The sequence below is a fragment of the Solibacillus sp. FSL K6-1126 genome (assembly GCF_038003445.1).
In the GTDB taxonomy this organism is placed as follows: Bacteria; Bacillota; Bacilli; order Bacillales_A; family Planococcaceae; genus Solibacillus; species Solibacillus silvestris.
This window is the reverse complement of record NZ_JBBOPD010000001.1, coordinates 3,592,021-3,605,303: the sequence shown is the minus strand read 5'-3', so window position 1 is coordinate 3,605,303 and position 13,283 is coordinate 3,592,021. Positions and strand designations below refer to the sequence as shown.

The 13,283-nt window shown below is 35.5% G+C and carries 16 protein-coding genes; 6 read left to right on the top strand and 10 right to left on the bottom strand.

Features of this window, described 5'->3' with window-relative positions; genetic code table 11:
- Window positions 1–40: 40 nt before the first annotated feature.
- A complete protein-coding gene (locus MHH44_RS17970; protein ID WP_008406468.1) occupies window positions 41–889 on the bottom strand; it encodes a peptidylprolyl isomerase in 849 nt (282 codons plus the stop codon).
- Window positions 890–1,036: 147 nt separating this feature from the next.
- On the opposite strand from MHH44_RS17970, the gene MHH44_RS17965 reads away from it, so the two are divergent.
- Window positions 1,037–1,147 (top strand): YjcZ family sporulation protein, encoded by a 111-nt coding sequence (locus MHH44_RS17965; RefSeq protein ID WP_008406467.1) that lies wholly within the window; start codon window positions 1,037–1,039, stop codon window positions 1,145–1,147.
- Between the two features lie 96 nt (window positions 1,148–1,243).
- Here MHH44_RS17965 and MHH44_RS17960 read toward each other — a convergent pair whose 3' ends face one another.
- The 5 genes from MHH44_RS17960 to MHH44_RS17940 form a co-directional block, all read right to left on the bottom strand.
- Window positions 1,244–1,429 carry a hypothetical protein gene (locus MHH44_RS17960; protein WP_008406465.1) on the bottom strand — a complete coding sequence of 62 codons (186 nt, stop codon included), beginning with the start codon at window positions 1,427–1,429 and terminating at the stop codon, window positions 1,244–1,246.
- Window positions 1,430–1,462: 33 nt separating this feature from the next.
- Entirely contained in the window at window positions 1,463–2,002 is a 540-nt protein-coding gene (locus tag MHH44_RS17955; protein ID WP_008406463.1) for a DUF3267 domain-containing protein, read from the bottom strand.
- Window positions 2,003–2,141: 139 nt separating this feature from the next.
- A complete protein-coding gene (locus tag MHH44_RS17950; RefSeq protein ID WP_173364531.1) occupies window positions 2,142–2,705 on the bottom strand; it encodes an HTH-type transcriptional regulator Hpr in 564 nt (187 codons plus the stop codon).
- Between the two features lie 184 nt (window positions 2,706–2,889).
- Complete coding sequence (locus tag MHH44_RS17945) at window positions 2,890–3,258, bottom strand: YtxH domain-containing protein (RefSeq protein ID WP_008406460.1); 369 nt, start codon at window positions 3,256–3,258, stop codon at window positions 2,890–2,892.
- A gap of 180 nt (window positions 3,259–3,438) precedes the next feature.
- On the bottom strand, window positions 3,439–3,858 hold the full coding sequence (locus MHH44_RS17940) for an HIT family protein (protein ID WP_008406458.1): 420 nt from the start codon (window positions 3,856–3,858) through the stop codon (window positions 3,439–3,441).
- Window positions 3,859–4,254: 396 nt separating this feature from the next.
- On the opposite strand from MHH44_RS17940, the gene MHH44_RS17935 reads away from it, so the two are divergent.
- Both MHH44_RS17935 and MHH44_RS17930 read left to right on the top strand, forming a co-directional pair.
- Complete coding sequence (locus tag MHH44_RS17935; RefSeq protein ID WP_340799266.1) at window positions 4,255–5,004, top strand: ABC transporter ATP-binding protein; 750 nt, start codon at window positions 4,255–4,257, stop codon at window positions 5,002–5,004.
- Window positions 4,988–6,166 (top strand): ABC transporter permease, encoded by a 1,179-nt coding sequence (locus MHH44_RS17930; protein WP_340799265.1) that lies wholly within the window; start codon window positions 4,988–4,990, stop codon window positions 6,164–6,166. The genes MHH44_RS17935 and MHH44_RS17930 overlap by 17 nt, the downstream gene beginning before the upstream one ends.
- A gap of 55 nt (window positions 6,167–6,221) precedes the next feature.
- Here the strand turns inward: MHH44_RS17930 and MHH44_RS17925 are convergent, their stop codons facing one another.
- Complete coding sequence (locus tag MHH44_RS17925) at window positions 6,222–7,532, bottom strand: SLC13 family permease (RefSeq protein ID WP_340799264.1); 1,311 nt, start codon at window positions 7,530–7,532, stop codon at window positions 6,222–6,224.
- Between the two features lie 11 nt (window positions 7,533–7,543).
- Window positions 7,544–8,764, bottom strand: coding sequence for a CaiB/BaiF CoA transferase family protein (locus MHH44_RS17920; protein WP_065216711.1), 1,221 nt, complete (start codon window positions 8,762–8,764; stop codon window positions 7,544–7,546).
- Between the two features lie 347 nt (window positions 8,765–9,111).
- On the opposite strand from MHH44_RS17920, the gene yyaC reads away from it, so the two are divergent.
- From yyaC to MHH44_RS17905, 3 genes are all read left to right on the top strand, one after another.
- Window positions 9,112–9,690, top strand: a complete 579-nt coding sequence (yyaC, locus tag MHH44_RS17915) for a spore protease YyaC (protein ID WP_082990860.1) — start codon at window positions 9,112–9,114, stop codon at window positions 9,688–9,690.
- A gap of 155 nt (window positions 9,691–9,845) precedes the next feature.
- On the top strand, window positions 9,846–10,511 hold the full coding sequence (locus tag MHH44_RS17910; protein ID WP_340799263.1) for a GntR family transcriptional regulator: 666 nt from the start codon (window positions 9,846–9,848) through the stop codon (window positions 10,509–10,511).
- A 536-nt stretch (window positions 10,512–11,047) separates the two neighbouring features.
- Window positions 11,048–12,031 carry a quinone oxidoreductase family protein gene (locus MHH44_RS17905; RefSeq protein ID WP_340799262.1) on the top strand — a complete coding sequence of 328 codons (984 nt, stop codon included), beginning with the start codon at window positions 11,048–11,050 and terminating at the stop codon, window positions 12,029–12,031.
- 85 nt (window positions 12,032–12,116) lie between these two features.
- On the opposite strand, the gene MHH44_RS17900 is transcribed toward MHH44_RS17905, so the two are convergent.
- Together MHH44_RS17900 and MHH44_RS17895 are read right to left on the bottom strand one after the other, a co-directional pair.
- Window positions 12,117–12,644, bottom strand: coding sequence for a chromate transporter (locus tag MHH44_RS17900; RefSeq protein ID WP_340799261.1), 528 nt, complete (start codon window positions 12,642–12,644; stop codon window positions 12,117–12,119).
- A complete protein-coding gene (locus MHH44_RS17895; protein WP_340799260.1) occupies window positions 12,641–13,192 on the bottom strand; it encodes a chromate transporter in 552 nt (183 codons plus the stop codon). Before MHH44_RS17895 ends, MHH44_RS17900 begins: the two co-directional genes overlap by 4 nt.
- Between the last annotated feature and the right edge of the window lie 91 nt (window positions 13,193–13,283).

The window sequence follows — 13,283 nt, the reverse complement described above, 5'->3', positions numbered from 1 at the left end:
AGAACCCCACGGATTGAATTTTCACTTTATATATCAACGATTATTCAGCTTTAATGCCTGAAAATGCGTCTTTTAAATCTTTGTCTTTTACTTTTACATCGGCTTCTTTAATTAACTCTGCCATTTTTGTGTTCCAATCAGCTTTTGTAGCTGCAATTGATTCACGGATTTCTTCTTTTTTGTCTTCAAGTTTACCGTAATCTTTAACATCACGTTTCTCAGTCACTTGAATGATGTGGAAACCGTGCTCAGATTGTACAGGCTCACTGATTTCATCGATTTCCAATGCATATGCAGCATCGTTGAATTCAGGCACCATTGTACCAACTGTAAACCAACCTAAATCTCCGCCTTTTGCACCAGAACCTGGGTCAGTTGAGAATTCTTTTGCTAATTTCGCAAAATCTTCACCGGCATCTAATTTAGCTTTGATTTCTTTTGCAGTCTCTTCATCTTCCACTAAAATGTGACGAGCGTTTAATTCTTGAGATGCTTGGTTATAGTACTTTTCGATTTCCTCGTCTGTTACTTCAACATCTTTTAATGCTTTTTCTTGTAACAATGTGAATCGAATATTTGTTTTTAACGTTTCTTCCGTTAAATTGCTTTGTGCTAAAACAGCTTCATAGCTTTCACCATACTGCTCTTTTACACCTTTTAATTCTTCTTCGATTTCCTCATCTGTTACTTTATATTTATCGTTTAAAATCTGTTCAACTACTACTTGTTGCAGTAATTGATCACCAGCGATGTCCTTCATTGAATTATAAAATTCTTCTTGAGTGATATCGCCAACGCTTGTTGATACTACAACTTCATCGCCTGGATTACTGCATGCAGCTAAACCGATTGAAGCAGCAACTGTTAATGCAAAAATGGTCTTTTTCATTTGAATACGCTCCTAACTTAACTTTAATGCAATTGTAACTATAACATAAACGATTTAAAAACAAAATGGTTGCATGTGTATAGTGCCTAAGTTTTGTAACAACAGGCGCATACGATATTGAGAGAAAGAGAGAAGGGAGGTGTCAATATGGGTGGCGGAGGTTACAATGGCGGCGGCTCAGGCTATGGCTCTGGCTTTGCTCTATTAGTTGTATTGTTTATCTTATTGATTATTGTAGGTGCAGCTTTCATCTACTAAGAAAGCAAGGTGTGTTAAAAGTCTTTACGGCTTTTAACACACCTTTTCCAATTATCGAAGTAAATATGGATAAAATCTATTAACATAAAAAATTTTTTAAACGGCTAGCAGTACTTCGACATACATGCTCACAAGTAAAATCGTAATTAGTACATTAATCGTACGGAAAATTTTTGGTTGTTTTTCTTCTGGAATTTCACGTCGACTGCATAATGCGGCAGTCATTCGATTTATTTGGAATAAGTATATTACTGAGAATAAGATTACAATAAGTAGTAACAAATTTATTCCTCCCCTCTAAAGCATCATTAAAACCTAAATATCAATAGGAACTAAAATTTCATAACCTCTTGGTGTTTCTTCAATTATAGCATTGTTTGGTGCATACATTAAATTTTTCACATATAAAAAATCCATTAGACAAATACAAGAGTGAAAAGCGAGCAAACCACTAAAATAATGCGCATATTCAGGGAAATAAATGCCCCCCGCAATCAATGCTGAATTAATAACAATAAAAGGTGTCACAAGTGCGAAAATATAAGATTTTTTCGGAATACCGTTTTGCAGGCGCATCCGGACAACTGGCATGAAATGTTGAATCTTAAAACGAATGACCAGTGATTTTCTATGCTGAAGAAGAGCGAAATAATGTAATAATTTGTGCATAGGATAAATAAAAGGTATTACTAATAAAACTAACCATAAATGGCGATCGATATGCTTACCGTTAAAATTAAAACTAAATGCAATATATGAAAAGCAAAATACAAGGACGAAAAGAGTGATTGCCAATAGTACAAGTCTTCCCGTACCGTATTCGCGCTCAATGTTGATCGTTTTCCAACAATGCATGTGAGCCCTCCTAAAACATTATGGAAAAGGATGTATTATGCTTTTCCATTAACGAAACAATATTAAACATAAAACTAACTATAATCAATAAAAAAAGAAATGTCATCAATTAAAATTGGCGACATTTCTTCTACAAATTTTATGAAGTTGTTGTGATTGATGGCTTTCCCTTGTCATCAATTGTTTCTTTGAAGTTAAAGAATGAACGTTCGAATATTTCGATGAAATCATCCCCGTAAATATTTCGGATAACGGCCATTACATCTAAAAACTCAGGGAATCTACCGTATAGTTCTTTTAATGGCAATGCACCTGTTAAAATCGTATGTTCTGTATCGTGATAATGATCATACATACGTAAAATGAGTTCTGCGCCTTTATCAGTTAACTCCACATATGTATTACGTTTGTCTTCATCACGTTTTGAGAAAGTAAGTAATCCACGTTCTTCTAATTTTTTTGAAAAGTTGAAAGCGGTAGATACATGCATGACACCAAATTTAGCTACATCTGAAATGGAAGCACCTTTCAAATGATATGAAATCCATAAAATATGATGTTCATTAATATTTAAATCAAAAGGTTTAATCCATGTTTGCCAATCTTTTTCGATAGCTTTCCATAGTGCTTTCGAAAGTTGTGCGACTCTTTGGCTAAATAACATAGCCTCTCTTTGCGAGTATAAATCTTCTGTCAAAGCAATCACCTTCTTCTTTCATTTAACATTTTAAAATTATTATAGCAATAAAAGAAAAGAGTTTAAAGTTAGAAAAATGGAATAATTCAACATTGGTTGATTTATGCTATAAAAAGATAAATTTGGGATTGAATTGACTATTTTTGTTATTTTAGATGGTTCTAAAGTTATAGTGATGAATTTGTATTCATTACTCGTTATTTCTAGTTGAAGGGATATTTTTCTCGATTTCACTTATAGAATTCTGTAATTTCTCTATTTCTTGTTTTAAGTTTATTGCTTCCGGTTCTATCTGAGTTTTGAAATTTGCGAAATTATCCTTTAATTCATTTACTATACTAGGCATACTATTTTGGACTTCTGCCTTTAAAGTTGTGATCGATTGCTTTACATTATTTAGTTCGTATTGAACATCTTGAAGTTTGGATTTGACGTTTTTCGTATTTTCCAACAGGTTTTGTCGTAAAGCCGTCCCGGATTGTGGTGCTGTAAATAAAATGACAGCTGCACCGCTAACGATACCTGTTGTAATACCTAGTAAAAATGATTTTGCTTTCATATTGTTAACCTCGCTTTATTTATATTTGTTATCCAAATCTTTTTCCAAATCCATCTTCCGATAAACATTGGAAAGATTGTGGGAAAATGTACTAAAAGAAAAACCAGCATTTTCACTTATGAAAAAGATGCTGGCCATCGTCTCCTCATACAATTATGTAGACATAACTGAGTGGAGCAATTATAAGTGTGATTTAATTTCCTCAGAAAGTGTTGAAAGCACATCTGGCGGGAATTCCTGTGAACGACCATTCCAGTTGACCACTAGTCCATCTTTTTCGTCATAGCGCGGAACGAGATGCAGGTGGTAATGGAAAACGGTTTGACCTGCTTCAGCACCATTATTATTAATCGTATTCATACCAGCCGGGTTAAAAGCAGCTTTAATGGCATTAGCAACTTTTGGGGCAGCAGCATATAAATTACGTGCCACATCTTCAGACATTTCAAATAGATCTTTACAATGTGTTTTCGGAATTAATAGTGTATGGCCCTTTGTCAACGGGGCAATGTCCATGAAGGCAAAAGTATGCTCATCCTCATAAACCTTAATACTTGGAATTTCACCGGCAATTATTTTGCAAAATAAGCAATCACTCATCTTATTTATCGCTCCTTTTTTATTTTTGATTTTCACCATAAGAAGTTAGAAAATAATGTTATTGTAAGTTGAAAGGCATACAGTGGGTCAGAATCCGTCGGAAAGTGTGCGCCCGCAATGAACATCAACTGTACAACCCCAATTTATGGTGAACATACTATTATTTTTCTTTATTCTATCATAGATTATTTGGAAAACTACTTTCTTATATGAAAGAATTACTTTTAAAACCGTGTTAACGGGTCCTTTAAAGCGTGGCGGCGGAGGCAGCATTTCCCGGAAAAAATCCCCGCTGAATGAAGTTTCACTTTATGTTCTTTGAATTGAGTGTTGCATTCAGTGTTCAATTTTATTCGCTTTTGATAAACTAAATTTTAGAAAAGAGGAGTGACGACTGTGACAATTTTACAACTGCAAAATGTAACAGGTGGTTATACGAGAAAACCTGTGATTCAAGATCTATCATTTGAAATTAACAAAGGAGAGCTCGTTGGATTAATCGGCTTAAACGGTGCGGGGAAAAGTACGACGATCAAGCATATTATTGGCACGCTCTTACCACGCTCTGGTGAAATCCGTTTAAACGGTGTGACGTTAAAAGAGAATATGGACAAGTACCGGTCAAGCTTCTCTTATATTCCGGAAACACCCGTACTATATGAAGAATTAACATTAAAAGAACATTTACAATTAACGGCAATGGCATATGGTTTAGATGAAAAAACATTGAATGAGCGTTCTGAAGTTTTATTGAAGGAATTCCGTATGGAGAAGCGATTAAATTGGTTTCCGTCGCACTTTTCAAAGGGGATGCGCCAGAAGGTAATGATTATGTGCGCATTTTTAGTCGATCCAAGTCTGTATATTATCGATGAGCCGTTTGTCGGTTTAGACCCGCTCGGCATCCAGTCATTGCTTGACCAAATGGACGATAAAAAACGTGCAGGTGCATCGATTTTAATGTCGACACATATTTTATCGACTGCAGAAAAACATTGTGACCGCATCATCTTACTTCATGAAGGACGTGTTCGTGCACAAGGAACAATGAATGATTTGCGCAAAGCGTTCAATATGCCGACTGCGACACTGGATGATTTGTATATTGCAATGACAAAGGAGCAGGACAATGAACAGCATGCATAGTGTATGGGCTAAGCGCTTCGAGCATTACATCGGCGAAGTGATGAAGTATATGCGCTTCGTCTTTACAGGGCATATTGCGATTGTCCTTGTCTTTATCGCAGGGGCAGGGGGATATCAGTATAGTGAATGGCTGAAGGTCGTGCAGCCTGATTTTCCGGCAGAATGGCTCATTGCCCTTGTGATCGGGTTCTTAGTTGCATTAAGTAGACCTGTCACATTGCTGAAAGAACCCGATCAAGTATACTTATTGCCGCTAGAAAGCCAAATGCCGAACTATTTCAAAAAGGCGATGAACTGGACGTTTTGGTCACAGCTATTGTTGCCGGTCGTTCTGTATATTATAACGATTCCGTTATTGAAAGAAGTTACGACACTTAGCGTAGCTGAAATTTGGCTGACAGCTCTATTTATCGCGGTGCTGAAATTTATTAATGTGCGCGCCGAATTCAATTACCGTTATGCAAATCGTGGGAATGCCGTACTAATGGACCGTTTCGTACGGGCAATTGTGTCTATTATCGGAATTCAAATGACATTGGCAGACGGTTTGATTGGCATCGTATTTCTCGTTATGATGGCTTATTATACAGTTACATTGAAGAAAAAAGTGCAGGATAATCCAGTACCTTACGAACATTTCATTAAGCTCGAGCAAAACCGAATGATGCGTTTTTACCGCTTTGCCAACTACTTCACAGATGTTCCGCATTTAAAGGGCTCTGTAAAACGTCGTGCTTGGTTGGATATTGCCTATAAAGCGATCAGCTATAAAAAGGAAAACACGCAAGCCTATTTAATTTACCGTACGTTTATCCGTACAGACGACCATTTTTATTTATGGGTGCGATTAACAGCAATTTCAGCTGTTGTAGCCATATTTATTACAATTCCGTTTGTAACTTGGATTGTTGTCGGTGCTCTGGCATTTGCGACAACGCTTCAGCTTAAGTATGCACTTATGTCAGCAGGGGATTTCCGAATGGACATGCTTTACCCGATTCCCCGTGATACGAGAAAGCAGGCTGTTGCAAAACTGCTTCGTCAATTGAGCATTGTACAGGCTATTATTATGACACTGTGTGCAGTAATGCAGCCACAGTTTTATTTCATTCCGGTTGTCATTATTGCAGTCAGTGAACTGACGATGAGAATGTCAAAATAAAAAATTGTCCACCTTCGATACGAGGTGGACAATTTTTTATTTTAATTATTAAATTTTACCCCCAAGGTACTCCGATTACAACGAATAGTAACCAAGCTGCAAGCGGACCAATTACAATGAAAATACCAGACATTACTAATAGTTTACGGAAGAATGAGCGTTCTTCGCTTGGCTTACAGTTTGATAAAAGTAATGCACCATTAGTGGAGAATGGGCTTAAATCTACTATACTTGAAGAAATTGCAATTGCAGCTACTACACCTGTTGAAGAAATAGTTGGATCTTCCAAAATAGGTGTTACTAAAGGAATAATGGCAGCTAGGAATCCGGTTGTTGAAGCAAAAGACGAAATAATACCACCTGTATAAGAAGCTACTAGTGATGCAACATATGAATTGTTTAAACCGGAAATTAAGTCAGTCATATAGTCGATAGAACCGATAGCATCAAGAACGCCTACATACGTAACGATACCTGTTACCATCAAAATTACTGGCCAAGGAATGGCTTTAACAACTTCTGTTTGTAAAGAAGGACGCATGAACGCTAAAATTAAACCGATTGTAAATGCAGAGAAGCCCATATGAAATTCTAAGAATAATGCCATATAAATTAATACGCCAATACCAATTAAAGTAGCCGCTTTATACCAATCTAATTTTACATTTTCAAAAATATTCTCTTCCTCATCAAATTCCTCATCAGATGCATATGCAGCAGCAGTGCGAAGTTGTGCATCAGAAACATTTTTTGAACTTAACTTGAAGTTTTTAATACCACCTAAAACAACAAACACGATTAAACCTACTACAAAGCAGAATAATAAAACGTTAACCATTAGAATTACAGGTTCATGCGGTAAACCGCGAGTTTCTAAAACGCCTTTAACAATAAGGCCGAATAAGTTTAAAGGTGAGAATGCGCCAGCTGTTAACCCTACGATTAACAAGGTTCCCATCATTAGTGCATTAATTTTAAATTTATAGGCTAGACGTAAAACTAAAGGAGCTAAAATTGAAGCTAATGCTACAACAGATGTTCCAAGCGCAGCTAGTGTTGTGCCTAGGAAGAAAACTACCCATGGAATTAACCCTAAGTTTCCTCTTACTAACTTTAACCCCCAACTTGCGATTAAATCGATTGTCCCATTTTTTTGAACAATGGAGAACATAAACGTAATTCCAGTTAATAATACAAATAAATCTGCCGGGAAGACACCAAGGACAGCTTTAGTTTCCATGCCAGAAACAAGAACGCCAATAACAAAAGCAGCTACAAAACCGAGAACACCAATATTTACTGGGAAGATTGAACCAATGATGAACATACCGACTAAAAAGATAATAGCGAATAATTCCAAACTCATATTAATTCCTCCTAACTAATTTGTTTTTTGTACTGTGGTTGAGTAGTGCTTGAGACGTTATTTCTATATAGTCTTTCTATTTCATCCAACGTATAGCCAATTTCCTCAAGTATTTCGGTAGAGTGTTGACCAAGCAATGGTGGGGGAGAGGTTATTTCTCCAGGCGTATCTGAAAGTTTGATTGGAATGCCTGTTAATTTTAAATCGCCAATTGTTGGGTGAGGAACGGATTGTACCATTTCTCGATCATGGACATGTTCGTCTTGATAGAGTTCCTCTAAGTTATAAATAGGTCCTGCCGGAATTCCATGTGATTCAAATATATCAATCCACTCTTTAGAAGTTTTCGATTTAAATTTCTCTTGTAATATAGCAATAAGTTCAGTTCGATTACGAACCCGATCATTATTTGTTTTATAGTTAGGGTGGTTGATTAAGTGTTTTAAATTTAAAAAACTACACATTTTTTCCCAAAGTGAATCGTTTCCTACTCCGATATTAAAGTAACCGTCTGCGGACTCAAAAGCTTGGTAAGGTACGATTGATTGATGGGCGTTTCCTAATGGTTTTGGATTTTCCCCTGTAGCTAAAAATCCGGTTGCCAAAAATGTTTGCCAACTAATCATTGTATCCAGTAAGGAAGCGTCCACCCATTGACCTTTACCAGTTTGGTTGCGACTATTCAATGCTAGTAAAATACCAATAATGGCCCACATTCCAGAGCCTATATCTGCTACGGAAAAACCTGCTTTTACTGGGGCACGGCCATCTTCACCAGTAACTGACATTAAGCCCCCCATTCCTTGAGCGATAACATCATAACCAGGTTTTTTTGAATAACGCCCAGTTTGGCCAAAGCCTGATATAGATGCTAATATTACTTTAGGATTAACTTCTTTCAACACTTCGTAACCAAGACCGAATTTTTCCATTTGCCCTGGTCTGAAATTTTCTACGACAACATCTGCATTTTTTAATAATTTGATAAATATTTCTTTTCCTTCAGGAGATTTTAAATTAAGGACTAAACTTCTTTTATTCCGGTTAACACTCAAATAGTATGCGCTTTCATTCTCGAGAAATGGAGGACCCCATTTTCTCGTATCGTCTCCTTCAGTGGATTCGATTTTAATAATATCTGCTCCCATATCACCTAGAAGCATGGTACAGTATGGTCCGCTTAATATTCTTGTTAAATCTAGCACTCTTATTCCTTCTAGTGGTTTTGTCATACTCATCCTCCTTAATCATTGAAAATGTTGTTGTTGAGGATGTTACAATAAACAGAATTTTCTGTCAAATGTTAAATTTATTCTCGTTTATTCTTTAATTTTGTTTTATGGATTGCGACGTTTTAGCTATAGTGAAAAAAGATTACTTTATATAAAGGGTTAAGTATATCCAATAAGTAGAAAAGAATGGGGACGTATTAAGCGGATGTTTTATTGATAAAATGTATTTGCAGGTCAGAATAGGGAAAATTTTAACTTTAAAAATAATTTTTTCTACATTTAGTGGCTACTCAAAAAAACATAAAAAATTTTTTTCACCTTAAAAACTTTGAAATGAGGATTTTAATATGGAGCACGGAAAAGAGCAAAGGTCAGAGGAACTTATCGAAAGTAACTTGGAAAATTATGAACATTTAGATGATGTGAAAGAAATGCTGATTGAAATGTTCCTAAAACATGAACAAGACCAAATCATTTTTATTTGTATTGGAACCGATCAATCAACTGGAGATTCATTTGGCCCTTTTGTTGGTAAGTATTTAACTGAATCAGAATTTTCCTTTCCTGTGTATGGTACGATAGAACATCCGGTAGATGCACTTAACTTAAAACAAGTTCTGGAAATGGTAAAAATAAAATATGATAATCCAATTATTGTCGCCATTGATGCAAGTGTTGCCAACGAAAGGCATATTGGAAAAATCTTTTTTAAACAAGGCGCATTACGTCCGGGAAAGTATGCAATGAAAATTTTACCCCTTGTCGGAGATTATCATTTATCAGCTGTAGTAAATGTTCGGGATTCAATCATCAGATTAAAAAAATTACACGAGACGCGATTACATTTTATCTTGCAATTATCCTTGAAAGTGGCCTCTCTTATTCTAGAAGCGAATTATTTAGCAAAAACAATCAATGACAAGTAGAGAAAACTACTTGTCATTTTTGATTTTTTTGAAGAGGAACGCCGTATTAAATACAATAAAAGTGAATTTTAAAGAAAATTTTGAATTATTTGTTGTAAAATCTAAAAATGTATAATAGTATATTGTATACAGTATACAGTTTGGTGGTGTTCATAGTGAGAGATTATTTTAAATCAGATCAATACAATCCTTTAGCTAATTCCATTGCGCAGCAGTTATTTGAACAAATCTTATTGGGTGAATTAAAACCGAACGAAAAGATTGTAGAGACGACTTATGCAGAAAAGTTTAATTTAAGCAGATCGCCTGTCCGTGAAGCTTTTTATTTATTGGGTACGGAAGGAATAATTGATCGTATTCCTCGAAAAGGAGCATATGTAAGAGAATATAGCGAAATTGAAATACAAGACTTGCTGGATGTACGTAATCAGATGGAGTATATGGCTGCTGAGAAAATCGAAAATCCTAGTAGCAATGAAAAACTTTTAGAAAAAATGAAAACGATTACAGAACAGATGGCTGTGTGTAAAGACATTATCGAGTATACGCATTTAAATTTCGCCTTTCACAGCATTTTGATTGAGTTTTCAGGAAGCACCATTATTCGAGATGTATACGATAAAATCAGCCTACGTTTAATGCGAATACAAGCCATTCATTTTGAATTGAGCGAATCGTTAGCAAAGTCAATTTCAGAACATCAAGAACTATATGAAGCACTGAAAGTCGGAGATATGGAGCTTTTTAAACAATTATTACGTGCCCATACAGGCGGCGTTATTATCAATTTACGCAAATACAAATCAGGTGCTTTTATATAAAGGGAAAGATGCATTTTTCAAAGGCGATTATGGCGTAATATGTTAAAAAATTGAGGAATGACAGTTAGGACCTGTAACTAAAACCCTTAATAAATACATACTTACAATTTGTTTTTCAATTAATCAATAGTTAACGATTGCAGAGGTTGTACAATATTATTCCGGATTTAAGCTGAAGCCGAACAACCGGCTATTTTCGATTTAATGACTTGGCTTTATTGTATATAAATTAATATAGTAGAAATAATTATTTAATAATAAAATTTCGAATTCCTTAGAAACAAAACTGGATAGCCAAATTGAGTGAAAGAGTGATTGAAGTTTTATACTGCTTGACTTCATAAAGAATCATTCTTCAGTATTTCTCATCCATACTCACATGGCCCCCAACTATGTAAAGTTCATGTTCAGTTGTTGAGTTTTGTTACTAGTTGAATACTGCTATAGGCAGTGGTAGTAACCTTTTTGTGTATAGGCTGTGCTGAAAATTAGCACAGCCAACTTATAAATTATTTAGAAAAGGTAGGAGGGGTTTGTTGAAAGCGATATTAATAGATGAATTCGGAGATACAGATGTTTTAAAAGTTAAAACAGTCGAAAAACCTGTACCAAATGACAATGAAGTACTAATTAAAGTGATTTCAACGAGTGTTAATTTTGCGGATATTAAAACTCGAATTGGAAAATATCATGCAGCAGGCCCCCCACCATTAATTATAGGTTTAGAAATTTTAGGGATAGTTGAGGAAATCGGTTCGCAAGTTCAACATACAAATGTTGGAGATTATGTTATTGCATTTCCTAAAAAAGGTTCATATGCCGAATACACAGTAGCAGATGCCATGTTAACATATCCAATTCCTGCTCAACATTACAGGAAATTTCATGGAGCCCCACTCGTAGCATTCACAGCGTACTATTTAATAAAAAGAGTAGCGCGCTTTGAAAAAAACGAATCAATAGTTATCCATGGAGCTGCAGGGGGAGTAGGAACAACAGCTATTCAAATTGCAAAATGTTTAGGTGCTAAATATGTAATAGGTACAGTAAGTAGAAGAAGTAAAGTACAGGAGGCCCTGAAAGCAGGAGCAGATTATGTTGTTGTTTTGAACGAGGAGAATGCAACTGGTAAAATTATGAAATATACGAACGGAAATGGAGTTGACATTATACTTGACTCAATTGCAGGTGAAGTTACTGAAAACTCCTTCGACTATTTAAAAAAATACGGAAGGCTTGTAATATTCGGTGATTCAAGTGGAACACCAGCAAATATAAAATCACATTTATTACATTCTAGCTGTCGATCTGTTTTAGGCTATAGTATTGGGTCAATGCGTAATGATCAACCACAATTATTGATGGAAGTCTCAAAAGAGGTAATTTCGTTAATCGCTGAAGATAAAGTGAAAATCCATATTGGCGCAGAGTTTCAACTTGAGCATGCACCACAAGCTCATCAATTCATGGAAAGTAGAAATGCTTTAGGAAAAATAATTATTCATATTAATGAAGTTTAAAAAAGGCTAATGCTAATCCCCTCTTAATTGTTAAGTGGGGATTAGCTTTTTTTAGCCGTTCAATAATGAAATAAATCAAATTTAATTATAATATAAATCCGCCAATTAATAATCCGGCGGCGATTACTATAATAGAAGGAACTTTGAATTTTTCTAGAGCAATATAGCTGCCGACAATCATTAAAATCGTTGGAATTAATTTATTTGATTCATAGGAAGACTTGGCGAAATCGAATGTTAATGTAATTAATAATACGGCAATTGCAGGTAATACAAAGCTTGATAACCGCATTACTTTAGGCGAATCTCTATATTTTTGTAGAAGATTCAAAAGTGTGATCATCAAAATCAGGGTAGGGGCTACTGTCGCAAATAACGCTATAATACTCCCTAAAATACCACCAACTTCAAAGCCGATATAACCCGCCATCTTCGTTGCGATAGGACCGGGCAATGAATTTGCCAAAGCAAGAAACTCACTGAATTCACTTTGCGTCATCCACTCATACCTGTCTACCACTTCATGTTCAATTAACGGGATTGAAGCAGGCCCGCCTCCATATGCCAAAAGGTTCGGTATTAAAAATGCAATAAAAAGCTCCCAAAATATCATTGTTCTTTTCCTCCTTTATTGGGCAATGCCAACGCCAATATTAAGAGGGAACCAATGATAATCCCAGGGTGGAGATCGAATACAACAATTGTTATAAAACTGAACACGAAAATAATTGCGCTGATTTTTAGACCTAAAGCTTTATGCGATTTCTTTAAAAAGTCAAATGCATAAATCCCCATCATCACTGTCACAATGGGTATGACGCCATTAGACATGTTGTTGATAAAGTCAGAGTTACTGAATTGGTTTAATGAATTTAATAATAAAATAATTAAAAGTACAGTAGGCATAACCGAAGCAAACAGAGCGTTAATTAATCCGAGAAAACCCCCTATCCGGTAACCAATATAGCCTGCCATCTTTGTCGCAATTGGACCAGGCAATGTGTTTCCAATCGATAACACATCAGAAAAATCATCATCTGTCATAAGTTTATATTTTCCAACCACTTCTTTATGAAGCAATGGAATGATTGTCGGACCTCCCCCGAATCCAAGAATTCCTGAAACAAAGAAAGCTTTAAACAACTGAATTTGTATTTTCACATAATAACCGCCTTTTGTTTAGTGAGAAGCAGAATAGTTCGGAAAACGAAATATTTAAATATGTATTATTTTATATAAAAATGCTACGAAA

Bases quoted from the DNA above. Each gene is read 5' to 3' on its own strand.
- yyaC (WP_082990860.1), top strand. From the start codon at position 9,112: ATGGAGCACGGAAAAGAGCAAAGGTCAGAGGAACTTATCGAAAGTAAC.
- MHH44_RS17965 (WP_008406467.1), top strand. From the start codon at position 1,037: ATGGGTGGCGGAGGTTACAATGGCGGCGGCTCAGGCTATGGCTCTGGC.
- MHH44_RS17945 (WP_008406460.1), bottom strand. From the start codon at position 3,258: ATGAAAGCAAAATCATTTTTACTAGGTATTACAACAGGTATCGTTAGC.
- MHH44_RS17900 (WP_340799261.1), bottom strand. From the start codon at position 12,644: ATGATATTTTGGGAGCTTTTTATTGCATTTTTAATACCGAACCTTTTG.
- MHH44_RS17925 (WP_340799264.1), bottom strand. From the start codon at position 7,532: ATGAGTTTGGAATTATTCGCTATTATCTTTTTAGTCGGTATGTTCATC.
- MHH44_RS17940 (WP_008406458.1), bottom strand. From the start codon at position 3,858: ATGAGTGATTGCTTATTTTGCAAAATAATTGCCGGTGAAATTCCAAGT.
- MHH44_RS17920 (WP_065216711.1), bottom strand. From the start codon at position 8,764: ATGACAAAACCACTAGAAGGAATAAGAGTGCTAGATTTAACAAGAATA.
- MHH44_RS17970 (WP_008406468.1), bottom strand. From the start codon at position 889: ATGAAAAAGACCATTTTTGCATTAACAGTTGCTGCTTCAATCGGTTTA.
- MHH44_RS17955 (WP_008406463.1), bottom strand. From the start codon at position 2,002: ATGCATTGTTGGAAAACGATCAACATTGAGCGCGAATACGGTACGGGA.
- MHH44_RS17930 (WP_340799265.1), top strand. From the start codon at position 4,988: ATGAACAGCATGCATAGTGTATGGGCTAAGCGCTTCGAGCATTACATC.